This window comes from Chitinophaga caseinilytica, assembly GCF_038396765.1.
Lineage (GTDB): Bacteria > Bacteroidota > Bacteroidia > Chitinophagales > Chitinophagaceae > Chitinophaga > Chitinophaga caseinilytica.
The window spans coordinates 2,525,990-2,540,959 of sequence record NZ_CP150096.1 but is presented as its reverse complement, the minus strand read 5'-3'; the positions used below and the strand labels follow the sequence as shown (position 1 = coordinate 2,540,959).

15 protein-coding genes are annotated in these 14,970 nt (G+C 56.4%); 10 read left to right on the top strand and 5 right to left on the bottom strand.

The features are described 5' to 3' along the window. Positions 1-109: 109 nt before the first annotated feature. Positions 110-1,486, bottom strand: a complete 1,377-nt coding sequence (locus WJU22_RS10650) for a hypothetical protein (protein WP_341843221.1) — start codon at positions 1,484-1,486, stop codon at positions 110-112. A 264-nt stretch (positions 1,487-1,750) separates the two neighbouring features. Between WJU22_RS10650 and WJU22_RS10645 the strand changes: the two genes are divergently transcribed. From WJU22_RS10645 to hemN, 10 genes are all read left to right on the top strand, one after another. Continuing rightward, positions 1,751-2,470: a c-type cytochrome gene (locus WJU22_RS10645; protein WP_341843220.1), complete on the top strand. Its 720-nt coding sequence runs from the start codon at positions 1,751-1,753 to the stop codon at positions 2,468-2,470. Between the two features lie 66 nt (positions 2,471-2,536). Further along, positions 2,537-4,915 carry a heavy metal translocating P-type ATPase gene (locus WJU22_RS10640; RefSeq protein WP_341843219.1) on the top strand — a complete coding sequence of 793 codons (2,379 nt, stop codon included), beginning with the start codon at positions 2,537-2,539 and terminating at the stop codon, positions 4,913-4,915. A gap of 88 nt (positions 4,916-5,003) precedes the next feature. Beyond that, entirely contained in the window at positions 5,004-5,156 is a 153-nt protein-coding gene (gene ccoS / locus WJU22_RS10635) for a cbb3-type cytochrome oxidase assembly protein CcoS (RefSeq protein ID WP_341843218.1), read from the top strand. Between the two features lie 12 nt (positions 5,157-5,168). Continuing rightward, on the top strand, positions 5,169-7,298 hold the full coding sequence (gene ccoN / locus WJU22_RS10630; RefSeq protein WP_341843217.1) for a cytochrome-c oxidase, cbb3-type subunit I: 2,130 nt from the start codon (positions 5,169-5,171) through the stop codon (positions 7,296-7,298). 5 nt (positions 7,299-7,303) lie between these two features. Further along, positions 7,304-7,480 (top strand): CcoQ/FixQ family Cbb3-type cytochrome c oxidase assembly chaperone, encoded by a 177-nt coding sequence (locus WJU22_RS10625; RefSeq protein ID WP_126245431.1) that lies wholly within the window; start codon positions 7,304-7,306, stop codon positions 7,478-7,480. A 7-nt stretch (positions 7,481-7,487) separates the two neighbouring features. After that, on the top strand, positions 7,488-8,552 hold the full coding sequence (locus WJU22_RS10620; RefSeq protein ID WP_341843216.1) for a cbb3-type cytochrome c oxidase N-terminal domain-containing protein: 1,065 nt from the start codon (positions 7,488-7,490) through the stop codon (positions 8,550-8,552). Positions 8,553-8,564: 12 nt separating this feature from the next. Continuing rightward, positions 8,565-9,950, top strand: coding sequence for a cytochrome c oxidase accessory protein CcoG (ccoG, locus tag WJU22_RS10615; protein WP_341843215.1), 1,386 nt, complete (start codon positions 8,565-8,567; stop codon positions 9,948-9,950). A gap of 13 nt (positions 9,951-9,963) precedes the next feature. Further along, entirely contained in the window at positions 9,964-10,401 is a 438-nt protein-coding gene (locus tag WJU22_RS10610; RefSeq protein ID WP_341843214.1) for a FixH family protein, read from the top strand. Further along, the gene (locus WJU22_RS10605) at positions 10,398-11,102 is read left to right on the top strand and encodes a sulfite exporter TauE/SafE family protein (RefSeq protein ID WP_341843213.1); all 705 of its coding nucleotides are present in this window, start codon (positions 10,398-10,400) and stop codon (positions 11,100-11,102) included. Before WJU22_RS10610 ends, WJU22_RS10605 begins: the two co-directional genes overlap by 4 nt. Before the next feature lie 18 nt (positions 11,103-11,120). Continuing rightward, the gene (gene hemN / locus WJU22_RS10600) at positions 11,121-12,482 is read left to right on the top strand and encodes an oxygen-independent coproporphyrinogen III oxidase (RefSeq protein WP_341843212.1); all 1,362 of its coding nucleotides are present in this window, start codon (positions 11,121-11,123) and stop codon (positions 12,480-12,482) included. A 1-nt stretch (position 12,483) separates the two neighbouring features. On the opposite strand, the gene WJU22_RS10595 is transcribed toward hemN, so the two are convergent. The 4 genes from WJU22_RS10595 to WJU22_RS10580 all read right to left on the bottom strand — a co-directional run bounded on the left by WJU22_RS10595 (position 12,484) and on the right by WJU22_RS10580 (position 14,944). Continuing rightward, on the bottom strand, positions 12,484-13,053 hold the full coding sequence (locus WJU22_RS10595; protein ID WP_341843211.1) for an AraC family transcriptional regulator: 570 nt from the start codon (positions 13,051-13,053) through the stop codon (positions 12,484-12,486). Between the two features lies 1 nt (position 13,054). Continuing rightward, entirely contained in the window at positions 13,055-13,924 is an 870-nt protein-coding gene (locus WJU22_RS10590; protein ID WP_341843210.1) for a hypothetical protein, read from the bottom strand. Between the two features lie 6 nt (positions 13,925-13,930). Beyond that, positions 13,931-14,473: a heavy metal-associated domain-containing protein gene (locus WJU22_RS10585; RefSeq protein WP_341843209.1), complete on the bottom strand. Its 543-nt coding sequence runs from the start codon at positions 14,471-14,473 to the stop codon at positions 13,931-13,933. Between the two features lie 84 nt (positions 14,474-14,557). After that, entirely contained in the window at positions 14,558-14,944 is a 387-nt protein-coding gene (locus WJU22_RS10580) for an HYC_CC_PP family protein (protein ID WP_423736279.1), read from the bottom strand. Positions 14,945-14,970 lie beyond the last annotated feature (26 nt).

Sequence of the window (14,970 nt, the reverse complement as noted above, 5' to 3'; positions counted from 1 at the left end):
GACCGTGCTGCAATGAACGTGTGATTCCGCCATAATGCGTAAAAACCTGCGGGGAATACGTATTTCCCGCAGGTTTTCACAATTGATGTAATTACTTAATCCTTAATATTTATCTATGCATCGCGGGGCTGATCCGCAGGTATATTTGACCACTGAGCGGATTCTTTCCGTACAGCCCGTCGAGTGCCGAATTGGTAAAATGTGCCGTTCCCTGTGCGCCGAGTGCCACGTTCGTTTTCCAGAAAGTGCCGAGCGTACGGGCGTATCCTAACGTAAAGGCATGTACGCCGAATTTATCTTCCCCGAACTGGTCTTCGAGTTGCAGTTCGTGGGTGGATTTCTCCACGAATTCGTACCGTCCGTAAACCGCGTTCTTTTGCAGCTGGAGGTTGCTTTCGGCGAGGATGGAATGTTCCTTATGTCCGTCGGACTTCGAATTCAATCCCCAAACTGCCGTGGAAGCCACGAAGCTGCCGGGTTTGCGGAAAGGGACGGTGTGAATGGCCGAGGCGGTGGTGCGGGTCACGTTTTCGTCGGGCTCGCCGGCTTCCGGGCTGTGGACGAACGCCTGGGAGAATTGCAGGGCCCACTGGCGCGAGGGGTTGTAGCTCACGCGGTAAGCGTAGCTGTCGAACAGCGGTTTATCGAAATTATAGCGATTCTCGTCCGGTTCGCGGCCCGTGAAGCTGGAGAATTCGGCTTTCACCTGTTTGTACCGGAAGCCCAGGGTACCAACGCCGAAGGTAATGTGCGTAGCGTCTTGCCAGTGGTGGCCCAGCGGCGCGTCGGGGTTGTTCATGGCCGAAACGCGGTGCATGAAGGCCGGTGCGCTGATGCCCGGCTCGCCGGGGTAGCCCAGGTAAGCGTAAACGTCCATGTCTTTATTGATAGCGTGCGTGTAGCCCACGCTCACGGCGGCGAAGAGATCGTGCGGGTGCTGACGGTCTACCAGCGGCTTGCCGTTCCAGGTTTCGCCGGATTGATAGAGCAGCGGGTACCCTTCCCCACCCATGACGAGCTTATCGAAGCTGACCATCACCGTGGCGTTGAAGAGGCCTTTTTTACCCACCCGATGGTTCATCATGCCCATGAACCAGTTGGGCGCGTCGAATTTGGCGGCGCCGCGGCTCCCTTTGGCGGTGAAGTCGGTGGAGGTATAACGGATGAACACGTTGCCGTGGAACATGAAGTTGGTGCGGTCGTTGCCGGTCATATACATGTACATCGGGCTGTTATCGGGCAGCCAGCTCGTTCCCGAACCGTTGCGGCTCATGGGAAGGTTGAGGCTGTAGGCGTGGGTCATATTGCCCATATCGTGGCCGGCGTGGTCCATTTGCATGGTGTCTTTCTGCATCGGCATGTTGTGGCCGGCGTGCGGGTCTTTCGCGGGAACGGTATCTTTTTTCGGCATCTGATGATGCTCGTGCTGCGCGAAGGCGGATATGGTGGCGATCGTCAAAAAGGCCAGTAGTGTGATTCGTTTCATGCTCTGATTTTTTACTTGCAACAATTTTTCTTCACAAAGAGTGAACCGATAAATCGGAATATGCTTTTAATCAATTTCATAAATGGCGCATTTTGAATGATAAAGCAAAGGTACCCCAACCCCGCGGCCCCGTCGTTACACAATTATGTCCTTCTATTACAACATTCCCGGCCGGCCAACTGATCAAAGTCAGCCGCCCGCCTGAGGCGCCTCATCCCCTGTCATGACGCCCCTTCGTAGCTTTCTATTGTCAAATCTGAACCTATGAACGATTCCACCTGGATGGAGCTCACACACCCCGTAGCGTTGTTTATGCTCCTGACGGCCATCGGCCTGCTGCTTGTCATCGCCCTCCTCGGCTCCACGGTTATCTCCGCGATGGACGTATACCGCGAAAAACACATCAAAAAACAACTGGGCAAATGTTTTGCTGCCGCGGCTATCGTACCCGCATTGCCCAACGATATGTTCGCCACCCTGGCGGCCGTGCTCATCCTGGAAGTAGTGGTGATCCTGGCGCTGTTGTGGCTCCTCCGCTTCCTGACGGGCATCAGCGTGGGCAACAAGGCCTGGGCCAGCACCTTCATCCTCGCCGGTGTTCTGGGCTACGTATGGATTTTTGCGCTGAACAACCCTTCGAACGCGGCTCCCGCCGAAAAAGGCGCCGTGGCCGCAGTCCCCAAGGCCGCGGAAGCGCCCATCGACCCCGCCAACGTGCCACTGCTCACGGATGCGGCCGACATACAGGCCGGGAAACAGCTTTTCAGCCGCAAATGCACCGCCTGCCACGGCGGGAACGCCAAAGGAACGATCGGGCCAAACCTGACAGACGACCAGTGGCTCCACGGCGGCAGCCCCAACGAGATTTTCAAAACCATCAAGTTCGGTGTGCCCCTCAAAGGCATGCAGGCCTGGGAGAAACAGCTGAGCGACCGGCAGATCGCGCAACTGACCGGGTTCATACTTTCCCTGCAGGGAAGCTGATGACGATCATCGGCCGGCGTGATGCCACTCATCGCCCATGCGCGCAATGGCGGATACTTTTGGGCCATGATCAAACAAGCCCGGGAAGTCAGCCACCAGTGCGCGCATTGCGGTGAACCTTGCCCACCCGAAGACCAGTTCTGCTGCCAGGGTTGCCAGGCAGTGTACGAACTGCTGAACGATAACGGCCTTTGCCGGTATTACGAGATCAACGAAAAACCGGGCGTAGCGCAGCGCCAGACCGTCCGTAAAGACAAATTCGCTTTCCTGGACGACGAGCGCACCCAGCAGCAGCTGCTCCGGTATCGCGACGAAAAGCAGGCCCACGTCACCTTCCACATTCCGCACATCCATTGCAGCTCGTGCCTCTGGCTCCTGGAAAACCTCCATCGCCTCGACCCCGGCGTGCAGCGCACCGAAGTCAATTTCGCGGAAAAGGAAGCCCACATCATCTACGATCCTTCTCAAACTACTTTGCGAAAAATCGCCGAAACGCTCACCAGCATCGGCTATGAACCGTATATTTCCCTGCAAGACCTCCGCGCCCGCAAACCCGCGCCCAACCGCAAACTCATCTATCAGCTGGGCGTGGCCGGATTTTGCTTCTCCAACATCATGCTACTGTCGTTCCCCGAATACTTTTCAGGCGAAGGGCATATGGAAGGCCAGATGACCGTGGTTTTCAGATACCTCAACCTCCTCCTCTCCCTTCCCGTTTTCTTCTACTCCGCCCAGGCTTTCTATATGCCCGCCTGGAAAGGCCTGAAGCATGGTTTCCTCAATATCGACCTGCCTATCGTGCTCGCCATCGTCACCACCTTTACCCGCAGCGTGGTGGATGTGCTTTCCGGCTCGGGCGGCGGGTATTTCGACTCCATGACCGGCATCGTCATGTTCATGCTCATCGGCCGGCTGTTGCAGGATAAAACGTACCGGGGGCTTTCGTTCGACCGGGATTATACCGCCTATTTCCCCATTGCCGTTACCGTGATGAAAAACGGGGAAGAAGCGCCCACGCAGTTGCCCGACGTCAAAACTGGCGATACGCTCCTCATCCACCACCAGGAGCTGATACCGGCCGATGGCTTGCTGGTAAAGGGTTCCGCGTTGATCGATTATAGTTTCGTGACGGGAGAATCCGTGCCGGTGCGCAAGCAGATGGGCGAAATCATTTACGCCGGCGGGCGCCAGCTGGACGGGAACATGGAAATCCTCACCATCCGCGAAGTGGCGCAAAGTTACCTCACCAGCCTCTGGAACCGCGAGGAACTGCGGAAGGACAATCCCGGCAAACCCTCGTTCATACACCTGCTCGGACAATATTTCACCTGGGTGGTGCTGATCATCGCCGCCGTTACCGCCATTTACTGGGGGATTTACGACAGTGCGAAGATCTGGCCCGCCGTGACGGCGATCCTCATCATCGCCTGCCCCTGCGCGTTGCTGCTGGCCGCCTCCTTCACCAACGGCCATATGCTGCGCATCCTCAGCCGGCATAAACTTTACCTCCGCAACGCCCAGGCCATCGAGCGGATGGCGGGGCTCACGCATATCGTGTTCGACAAAACGGGGACGCTGACGGGCAAATCGAGCACTACCGTAACGTGGCACGGGCGGGAACTGACGCATGCGGAAGTAAGCGCAGTAGCGGCTTTGACGGCGCATTCCCAGCACCCGGCCAGTCGCCAGGTGCGCGAGTTCGTAGGTAAACCTATCGTACACACCATCGACCGGTTCAGCGAACAGACGGGGCAGGGCTTGCAGGGATGGGTGCACCAGATGCACGTTCAGCTCGGCAGCGCGGCCTACACCGGCGCGCGCGATGCGGAAACGCCCGGCGCCAGCGTGGTCCATGTCAATATAAACGGCGACCATGCGGGGTATTATCTGCTGAAACATGCTTACAGACAAGGCATTCCCGAAATGCTGGACGAATTGCAGCGCCATTTCGGACTCACGCTCCTTTCGGGCGATCAGCCGGGGGAAGCGGACAACCTCCGCAGGATGATGGGCCCCAACGCCACGTTGCTTTTCAAGCAGCAGGCGCACGACAAGCTCGACCGCATCGTGCAGTTGCAGGAAAAAGGGGAAAAAGTACTGATGATCGGAGACGGGCTGAACGATGCCGGCGCCCTGCGCCAGAGCGACTGCGGGATCAGTCTTACCGAAGACTCCAACAACTTCACCCCCGCCAGCGACGGCATCCTGGAAGCATCGCAGCTCCACCGCCTGCCGGCTTTCATCCGGATGAGCAAAATCAACAAACGCATCATTCTCATCGCTTTCGTATACTCGATCGTGTACAATCTGACCGGCCTTTTCTTCGCCGTGCAGGGGATACTGAGCCCGTTGACAGCGGCCATCCTCATGCCTTCCAGCTCCATCAGCATCATCTTGCTGACCTGGGGGATGAGCGAATATGCCGGCAGGAAACTGTTGCGTTGATGAGCATCATCGGGTGGTTTGACGCGTGTCATCCAATACCGGCGGCCGCCTCGATACTTTTACACCACAATTACAAAAACTTTAACAAATGAGTGTGATCATCATGCTGTTGTGCGCCAGCCTCGCCGTAGCCATCTTTTTTCTGGTCGCCTTTATATGGTCTGTCAAAGACGGGCAGTACGACGACGATTACTCTCCCGCGCACCGGATCCTTTTCGACGATAAAACCAGTAAAGAATAAACCTCCGTTCATATGTCTCTTGAAAAATTCTCGTACGACAACCGCACCGTCAAATGGTTTGCCTATGCCGCCATTTTCTGGGGTCTGATCGGCATGCTGGCGGGCCTCTGGGCTGCGCTGGAGCTCGTCATCCCCGGCGCCAACCTCGGCTTCGCGCCCATTACTTTCGGACGCCTCCGGCCTGTGCACACCAATGCAGTGATTTTCGCATTCGTGGGCAACGGCATTTTCATGGGGGTGTATTATTCCCTGCAGCGCCTTTGTAAAGCCCGCATGTGGAGCGATCTGCTCAGCAAAATCCACTTCTGGGGCTGGCAGGCCATCATCGCCGGCGGCGCGCTCACCCTGTTCCTCGGTTACACCACCGGTAAAGAATACGCGGAGCTGGAATGGCCGTTCGACATCGCCATTACCCTCATCTGGGTGGTGTTCGGCGCCAACATGCTCGGCACCATCCTCAAGCGCCGCGTGAGCCATCTCTACGTAGCCATCTGGTTCTACATCGGTACCTGGGTGGCCATCGCCATGCTGCATATCGTGAACTCTTTCGAGATGCCGCTCTCGCTTTTCAAGAGCTATTCCTGGTACGCCGGTGTGCAGGACGCGCTGGTGCAATGGTGGTACGGCCACAATGCCGTGGCATTCTTCCTCACCACGCCTTACCTCGGCCTTATGTACTATTTCGTACCGAAAGCCGCCAACCGCCCGGTTTATTCCTACCGCTGGTCGATCATCCACTTCTGGGCGCTGATCTTTATTTACATCTGGGCCGGGCCGCACCACCTGTTGTATACCGCATTGCCTGAATGGGCGCAATCCCTCGGCACCGTATTCTCCATCATGCTCATCGCGCCCTCCTGGGGTGGTATGCTCAACGGCCTGCTGACACTCCGTGGCGCGTGGGACCGTGTGCGGGAAGACGCCGTGCTGAAATTCTTCGTAGTGGCGCTCACCGCTTATGGTATGGCTACTTTCGAAGGACCGATGCTTTCGCTCAAGAACGTGAACGCCATCAGCCACTATACCGACTGGACGATCGCGCACGTACACGTAGGCGCCCTCGGCTGGAACGGCTTCCTGACCTTCGGCATCCTGTACTGGATGATCCCCCGGCTGTTCAACACCCAATTATACTCCCGCAAATGGGCCAACGCCCACTTCTGGATCGGTACGCTCGGTATCATCTTCTACGCCATTCCCCTCTACTGGGCTGCGTTTACGCAAAGCATGATGTGGAAACAGTTTACGGAAGACGGAACGCTGAAATACCAGTTCATCGAAACCGTGAACGTCATCGTTCCCATGTACGCCCTGCGCGCACTCGGTGGATTGCTCTACGTTTCCGGTGTGGTACTCATGATCGTAAATATCAGCAAAACCGTCCGCCGCGGAACTTTCGTGGCCGACGAGCCCGCAGAAGCCGCGCCGCTCGTGAAAGTGGCGGCCGTAGCCAACAGCAAAGACAAAGGCCACTGGCACAACTGGATCGAGAAGCGCCCCGTGCAGATGGTCGTGTTCAGCCTTATCGTGGTTGGGATCGGCGGTATCCTGGAAATGGTGCCCACCTTCCTGGTACGCAGCAACATTCCCACCATCAGCAGCGTGAAACCGTATACCCCGCTGGAGCTCCATGGCCGCGACATTTACGTCCGCGAAGGCTGTTACACCTGTCACTCCCAGATGGTGCGCCCCTTCCGCGACGAAGTGGCCCGCTACGGCGAATATTCCAAAGCAGGCGAGTTCATTTACGACCACCCGTTCCAATGGGGCTCCAAACGAACAGGGCCCGATCTGGCCAGGCTCGGCGGCAAGTACCCGGACTCCTGGCACTTCAACCACATGCTCGACCCCGTATCGATGAGCCCCGGTTCCATCATGCCCTCGTACCCCTGGCTGTTCGACAACCGGATAGACAAAGGCAAGACGCCCGCCATGATCAACGTCATGCGCAAGATCGGCGTACCGTACGCAGAAGGGTACGAGCAGCAGTCGAAAGCCGACCTGGAAAAACAGGCGAACGAAATCGCCGCCAACCTGAAAAAGGATAAACTGGAAATTCCGGCAGACCGTGAGATCGTAGCCCTCATCGCCTACCTGCAAAGACTTGGTAAAGACATTAAAACCACCGCATCCAACAACTGATCGCCATGAAATTCATCAACTATCTCAAAACGATACAAGACGTCAGCATTTACCCGATGGTGTCGCTGATCCTTTTCTCCGTCTTCTTCCTCGCCGCGGCGTACCTCGCCTTCCGGACAGACAAGCAGACGATGGACGCCATCAGTCATTACCCGATCGACAACGACGCACCTGAAAAATAGCAAGCCCATGAAACGCATTCTTACATTTCTGCTGACCATCTTCACCCTGCAGGCATTCGCAGCCGGTGCGCCGCCCGATCCTTACGGCGAGCTCACGCACCCGGTGGCCATCCTGCTGATCACCATCGCGTTCGGGCTGCTGATCGCCATCATCGTGCTCGGAAATACGGTCATCTCTGCGATCGACATCTTCCGCGACCGCATGAAAAAACTCCCGCTCGTATTGCTCCTGCTCGCCGCAGGCCACGGCGCCTTTGCACAGGAAGCGGAAGCGGCGGTGGAAAAAGTGTCTCAACCCGTTGTAGCGGGATTGTCGGACACCACTTTCTATATGCTGCTCACGGTGGTAGGGCTCGAGATCCTCGTGCTGCTGTTCCTCCTCCAGGCATTGCGCATCCTGACCGGCATCACCCGGAAGAAAAAGGAAAAAGTGGCGAAGGCCGCCGTTCCCGGCAAACCGCGCATCACCTGGATGGAGCGGCTCAACAAGACCCGCAGCCTCGATGCCGAATCCGAAGAAGAAGTGGACCTGGGACACGATTACGACGGCATCCGCGAGCTGAACAACCCTACCCCGCCCTGGTGGCGCTGGGCATTCTACCTCAGCATCGTTTTCGGCGTGATTTACATCTGGCGTTACCACATCTCCGAAACCGCGCCGCTGCAATTGCAGGAACTGGCCATCGCCGATGCGAAAGCGGCGGAAGCGAAAGCAGCATATCTCAAGAATTCCGCTAACAACATCGACGAAAATAACGTGAAACTCCTCACCGAAGCGGCAGACATCGGCGCCGGACAGAAAATGTTCGCCACCAACTGCGCCGCCTGCCACGGTCCGGAAGGCCAGGGGCTCGTGGGGCCCAACCTCACCGATAAATTCTGGCTGCATGGCGGAAAAGTGAACGAAGTATTTTCCACCATCAAGTACGGCGTGCCCGATAAAGGGATGAAATCCTGGAAAGATGATTTCTCCCCCAAACAGATCGCGCAGCTGTGCGCCTATATCCACTCTATAAAAGGCACGACGCCGGCCAATCCCAAAGCGCCCGAAGGCGCGGAGGTTACGGAATAAAACAAGGTAAAAATGGAAGCGCAAGAAATGTTCAGGGACCATCTGGCCACCATCGACGAGAAAGGAAAACGCAAATGGATCTATGCCAAGAAACCGTCAGGAAAGCTATATTCAGCCAGAACGGTACTGAGCATCTGTTATTTTCTACTGTTCTTCAGCCTGCCGTTCGTTCAAATCAACGGCAGGCCCTTGTTCCTTTTCGACATTCCCAACGGCCGCTTCACCATTTTCGGCGCCGTGTTCTGGCCGCAGGATTTCTTCATCTTCGGCCTGGCCATGCTCGCGTTCATCCTCTTCATCGTATTGTTTACCATGGCTTTCGGGAGGATTTTCTGCGGATGGATCTGTCCGCAGACGATCTTCATGGAAATGCTTTTCAGGAGAATTGAATACTGGATCGAAGGAGACGCAGCGCAGCAGAAAATCCTTGCCCGCGCGCCGTGGAACACGGAAAAGATCGTAAAGAAATCCGGCAAGCACGCCGCGTTCTTCCTCCTGTCTGTCATCATCGCCAATACCTTCCTGGCCTACATCATCGGCGTCCGCGAACTGAAACACATCATCACAGACCCGCTCAGCGTTCACCTCGGCGGCTTCCTCGCCATGATCGCCTTCTCGTTCGTGTTCTACGCCGTGTTCGCGTTTTTCAGGGAACAGGTATGCACGGTGGTATGCCCGTACGGGCGCCTGCAGAGCGTACTGCTCGACAAGAATTCCGTGGTGGTGGCATATGATTACGGAAGAGGCGAACCGCGCGGGAAATTCAGGAAAGAAGCGCAGGACCTGGGGGATTGTATCGACTGTATGCAATGTGTGAACGTTTGCCCCACGGGGATCGACATCCGGAACGGCACGCAGCTGGAATGTGTAAACTGTACGGCCTGTATCGATGCCTGCAATTTCATGATGGAAAAAGTAGGCCGGCCGACGGGGCTCATCCGGTATGCGTCCGAAGACGGCATCGCGAATAAACAACCGCTGCGGTATACGGGTAGATTGAAGACTTACACCGTCATTCTTTCCCTCCTGCTGGTAGCCATTACGTTCCTGCTCATCAGCCGCAAACCGGTAGACGGGTCTATCATGCGGACGGCCGGAATGCTGTACCAGGAGCGCGGAACAGACAGCGTTACCAATCTCTACCGCATCAAGCTCGTGAATAAAACGCAGACCGACGTGCCGCTGGAACTGCGTATCGAAAGCGGCATCGGAAAAGTGGAAGTGGTGGGCAAGCCCATCCATGTGAAACCGGAAGCGCAGGGAGAAGGTACTTTCTTCATCGTGCTGCCGCGTACGGCGATCCATCAAAGAAAATCGGTCCTCAAAATAGGATTATATGAAAACGGCCAACGGATCGGGGAAAAGAAGACCACTTTCCTCGGGCCCGTCGGCCAATAAAAAACGTACTGTTATGAACTGGGGTCATTCCATCATCATCGTATTCGTCCTTTTCGCCATCGGCATCCTCACGCTCGTTACCCGCAGCATGCAAACCCGCATCGATATGGTAACGCCCGACTACTACGCCGAAGAGCTGAAATACCAGGCTACCATCGATGCGTGCAACAATACCGGGCAGCTTTCCGCCCCGGTGCGCGTGACGCAGCCGGGAGACAGTATCGAGATTACCTTCCCCGGCGAGCTGAAAGGCGCGCCGCTGCAAGGCCAGGTACACTTTTACCGTCCGGCGGATTCCCGCCGCGACTTCGTGCTGCCCCTCCTGCTCAACGCCTCCGGCCAGCTGCTGGTGAGCCGCGCGCAGTTCGACCGCGGGCCCTACCGCATCAAGTTGCAATGGCAGCACGATGGTAAAGACTATTTCCAGGAAACGCAATTCTACGTACAATGACCGCCGCCATCACCGCCGCATGGCTCTTTTCCGGCCTCGGGCTGGGCTTCCTCGGAAGTTTCCACTGCGTGGGCATGTGCGGCCCCATCGCCCTCACGCTGCCCGTCCGGCACCTCAGCGGCTGGAAGAAGATGGGTGGCATCCTGCTCTACAACGCCGGCCGCGTTACCGCCTACATGCTGCTGGGCCTCGTGTTCGGCTGGCTGGGGCAACAGTTTTACCTCGGCGGATGGCAACAGGGATTATCGATAGGCTTGGGCGTATTGCTCCTGGCCGCCGTGCTTTTCGGCAAACTGACGCCGAAGCTGAAGATGGGATGGGTGCAACGGGCCCTCGGGAAATTACTCGCCCGCCGCAGCACCGGCACGCTGTACGCCATCGGTTTCCTGAACGGTTTTCTGCCCTGCGGACTGGTGTACATGGCCATTGCAGGCGCGGTAGCTTCCGGGAGCGTGTGGGGCGGCGCGCTGTTCATGGGCGCTTTCGGCGCAGGAACGCTTCCTGCGATGGCGGCCGTGTCCTGGTTCAGCCAGCTCCTGGGCATACGGGGGCGCATCGCCGTAAGGCGCGCCATACCTTACGTGATGGGCGTGATGGCGATATTGCTCATCCTCCGCGGCCTCAACCTCGGCATCCCTTATGTTAGCCCCGAAATGCATCCGCATGCAGAAAAAGTGATCGAAAAATGCTGTCATAAATAGCGTCATAAAATGAGAGTCATGACAACCATGTTAAAAAAATACCAGGTAGCCGCCCCGCGATATACGAGTTACCCGACCGTCCCGTACTGGGACACCACGGCTTTCCGCGAAGACCAGTGGCAGGAAGGGCTCGCGCCCTCATTCGCCGCGCTGAACAATGAGGACGGGATCAGTCTTTACATCCACCTCCCCTTCTGCGAAAGGCTCTGCACCTACTGCGGCTGCAACAAATACATCACCGTTAACCACGATCACGAAATCCCATATATCAACACGGTTTTGCAGGAATGGGAGCTGTACTTGCAACACTTCCCCGAAAAGCCGCGCATCCGCGAAGTGCACCTGGGCGGGGGAACGCCGACGTTTTTCAGTCCAGCCAACCTCACCCGCCTCCTCAACGCCATCTTCGAAACGGCCGACGTACTGCCCGGCGCGGAACACAGCTTCGAGGGGCATCCCAACAACACCACGCCGGAACACATGCAGGCGCTGTACGATCTCGGTTTCCGGCGGATGAGCCTCGGGATACAGGACCTCGACCTCAACGTCCAGACCATCATCAACCGGATACAACCCTTCGAAAACGTGCGCAACTGTGTGGAAGCGGCGCGCAGGATCGGGTACACTTCCATCAACTTCGACCTCATTTACGGCCTGCCGCTCCAGACGCCCAAAAGCATCCGCGAAACGTTCACGCAATGCATGTTCCTCCTCCCAGAGCGCATTTCGTTCTACAGCTACGCCCACGTACCCTGGATCAAAGGGAACGGGCAACGTCTCTTCAGCGAAAAAGACCTCCCCTCCGGCGATCAGAAACGCGCACTGTATGAACTGGGGAAATCGATCCTGGAAAATTATTTCTACGTGGAAATCGGGATGGACCACTTCGCCCTGCCCGACGACAAACTCTTCGAAGCCGCGGCAGACGGGAGCCTCCACCGGAATTTCATGGGCTATACAGATCACCGCACATCGCTGCTCATCGGGCTGGGCGTTTCCGCCATCAGCGATACCGGTAACGCATATACGCAAAACGAAAAATCACTGGCCGCGTACCAGGAGAAAGTCCGCCAGGGGAAGCTCCCTGTTTTCCGTGGACATATGCTTACGAAAGAAGACCTTCGGCTCCGCAACCACATCCTCCACCTGATGTGCCGGTTCGAAACGCATTGGGACCGGCAGGACGCTAACTGCGACGCCATTTCCGAAAGCCTCCAGCGCCTGCAGGAGCCCGAGCGCGACGGCCTCGTGGAAGTGCGGCCCGATGGCGTGATCGTGACAGAAAAAGGAAAGCCATACATACGGAACATATGCATGGCTTTCGATGCCCGGCTGTGGCGGAACGTGCCGCAAACGCAGCTGTTCAGCAACGCGGTCTGAATCAGATATTGTCGAGCGAACGGCGCTTCTCTTCCTTCAGCTGTTTGAAATGACTGGGCGTAAGGCCCGTCACTTTCTTGAACTGTCCGGAAAGATGCGCCACGCTGCTGTATCCCAGCTTGTAGGCGATTTCGCTGAGCGTCAGTTCGCCGTATACAAGCAATTCCTTCACCTTTTCGATTTTCTGCTGGATGATGAACTGCTCGATGGTCGTGTTTTCGGTTTCGGAAAACAGTTTGCTCAGCATGTGGTAATCTTTCTGCAGCTTTTGCGAAAGCAGCGTGGAAAAGTTTTCGTTCATTTCATCCAGCTCACCGTAGTGGACGGTTTCAACGACGAAGTTCTTGATGGTTTCCACGATCTGGGTTTTCCTGTCGTCCAGCAACAGAAACCCTTCGTCCTGCAAAGCCCTGGCGATGCGCGCGGTAGCCGCTGCATCGGGCTCGGTTTCGATTTCGGCCTTCCCCAACGTCACATCCTTCACAACCTGTCCTTCGTGCTCCAGCACGTACCGCACCATTTTAACGCAGCGCGGGCAAACCATGTTTTTGATATGTAGTACCGTGCTCATGCTATTTTTTGAAAATGTTATACAAATTGTATTCGTACCGAACGAGGAAACTTTGGTCCATCATGCGGGCCATGTCCCCGAAAAGCTGGGTACGGTAGCTGAGATCGATGCGCGAATTGCTGTTGATGATCAGTTGCACCGCCGGCGCCACGTCTACGTAATAACCGCTGCGGTATTGGTCGAGGTTCGATTTGCCCAGCAATTCCACGTAGAGGTTCAGGTTCGTCTGCTTGTAGCTTTTGTACGACCGCGGCAGCAGCAGGTACCCGGCCGACAGCGTGTAATTCAGCGCGCTGCGCGACACGTAGGGCAAATTATGCTGCGTGTTGTTCATGTACCGGTCGTACGCCAAACTCCCCGAAACGGCGAGCTTATGCACGAGCTGCGTGGCTATCACGCCCGCGCTCACGCCGGAGGTCATGCCATCGAGATCGAGGTCCTGGTTATTGAAGGCTCCTGCCGTATGATCGTGATCGGGGCCCATGGGCGGCGCGTAGGGATTGTTGATGATGGAGCCCTTCGCGAAGGCTGCCATGCGGAAATGCGAGTGCATATCATCCACAGACAGGAAGCGGTATTTGGCGTACAGCCCCGCTCCTTCCGCCTTGAAGCGGTTTTCCATCACATTGGAAAAATATCCACTGGCATGCACCATGAGCTTCTTGCTGATACCGAGCATCACTTCGGGTTGAAGGCGGTAGCCGGTATAGCTGGCATGGTCCATGGGGTAAAACTTGTTGGTGAGCCGCAGCCCGATCGAGTTGGCGGGCATATTGCTGGCGGGCTCGGTTTGCACGTAGAGTTCCTGCGCCCGTGCCGAAACGCCTGCGCCTGCGAGGGCGAGGATAATGGTCAGTTTTTTCAGCATCATGACAGATTAAATAGTGACGTGATAAACCCGGGTACCCTTCTTGTCGCTGCCGCAGCAGGATTCCATGACACCGGTGTTGATGCATTTCATCTTGGTGAAGGCGGCGTATTTCTTGAAGGATTTGGCGGGAAGGAAGTCGCGGTCGATCACCGTTACGTCTTTTTCACCGCTGAGGGTCTGGGGTTTCACGTTCACGAAGTGCAGGGTTTGGCCCGCGAAGGGTACATGTGCGTCGTTTTCCACTTTCACGCCGTTGAAATCGGCCGTCATCACCAGTTTCCCTACCGAAAAACCTGCGCCTTCCACTTTCTGGCGGATCTGGTCGATATTGACGTTGGCGCCGGGCTTGAAATGGAGGATGAAGGTGGTGGTGTTGAGGTCTGTGTCGATCTTGTCAACGAAAGTGAGGGTTTTCAGTGCTTTCTGGGTAGCGTTCGAGCACATGGCGCAGGTGAGGCCTGCAGCCTGGAGGGATGCTTTTTTATATTGCTGCGCGGATGCGGAGAACGTAATGCCGGTCAACGCCAGCGCAAAGAGGATCGTTTTCATTTTTCCTTGATTTGAGGCCCGGGGGCCGTTTGAATGGATACGTAAATTCAGTTACAACAGTGGGTCGGGTGACGAACGGTTGTATCAAATCAGGAAGAGGCAGAATTGTTTGTAGCGGGGAACGCCGTTGGGTGGTGGCGCATTGATGGGCGCCCATTCGGCGAAGACGGGAGCGGCGGCGAGGCTGGGTTGCCAGGCGGGCTGCAACAGCGTCAAAATTACCGGAGAAGGCTCCGGAAGGCTCACACCGGCTTTGGCGCCCTGGTGCGAATCGTCGTACTTCACGAAGCGGGCTTCGTCTTTACAGCATTCTCCCTTTTTCTCCATGCCGCATTTATTACAGCCTTCGTCATGGGAATCGTGCAGGTCAACGGAAGCCAATTCCCCCATACAGTAATGCACATTAACACTGAACCCACTGGTAATCAGCGAGTAAAGTATTGCAATACAAATGGTGAGGAATTTCTTCATATGACAAATATACGCTTTTCGGCCGA

Coding starts and splice junctions, on each gene's coding strand:
- WJU22_RS10650 (WP_341843221.1), bottom strand. CDS start 1,486: ATGAAACGAATCACACTACTGGCCTTTTTGACGATCGCCACCATATCC.
- WJU22_RS10645 (WP_341843220.1), top strand. CDS start 1,751: ATGAACGATTCCACCTGGATGGAGCTCACACACCCCGTAGCGTTGTTT.
- WJU22_RS10640 (WP_341843219.1), top strand. CDS start 2,537: ATGATCAAACAAGCCCGGGAAGTCAGCCACCAGTGCGCGCATTGCGGT.
- ccoS (WP_341843218.1), top strand. CDS start 5,004: ATGAGTGTGATCATCATGCTGTTGTGCGCCAGCCTCGCCGTAGCCATC.
- ccoN (WP_341843217.1), top strand. CDS start 5,169: ATGTCTCTTGAAAAATTCTCGTACGACAACCGCACCGTCAAATGGTTT.
- WJU22_RS10625 (WP_126245431.1), top strand. CDS start 7,304: ATGAAATTCATCAACTATCTCAAAACGATACAAGACGTCAGCATTTAC.
- WJU22_RS10620 (WP_341843216.1), top strand. CDS start 7,488: ATGAAACGCATTCTTACATTTCTGCTGACCATCTTCACCCTGCAGGCA.
- ccoG (WP_341843215.1), top strand. CDS start 8,565: ATGGAAGCGCAAGAAATGTTCAGGGACCATCTGGCCACCATCGACGAG.
- WJU22_RS10610 (WP_341843214.1), top strand. CDS start 9,964: ATGAACTGGGGTCATTCCATCATCATCGTATTCGTCCTTTTCGCCATC.
- WJU22_RS10605 (WP_341843213.1), top strand. CDS start 10,398: ATGACCGCCGCCATCACCGCCGCATGGCTCTTTTCCGGCCTCGGGCTG.
- hemN (WP_341843212.1), top strand. CDS start 11,121: ATGACAACCATGTTAAAAAAATACCAGGTAGCCGCCCCGCGATATACG.
- WJU22_RS10595 (WP_341843211.1), bottom strand. CDS start 13,053: ATGAGCACGGTACTACATATCAAAAACATGGTTTGCCCGCGCTGCGTT.
- WJU22_RS10590 (WP_341843210.1), bottom strand. CDS start 13,924: ATGATGCTGAAAAAACTGACCATTATCCTCGCCCTCGCAGGCGCAGGC.
- WJU22_RS10585 (WP_341843209.1), bottom strand. CDS start 14,473: ATGAAAACGATCCTCTTTGCGCTGGCGTTGACCGGCATTACGTTCTCC.
- WJU22_RS10580 (WP_423736279.1), bottom strand. CDS start 14,944: ATGAAGAAATTCCTCACCATTTGTATTGCAATACTTTACTCGCTGATT.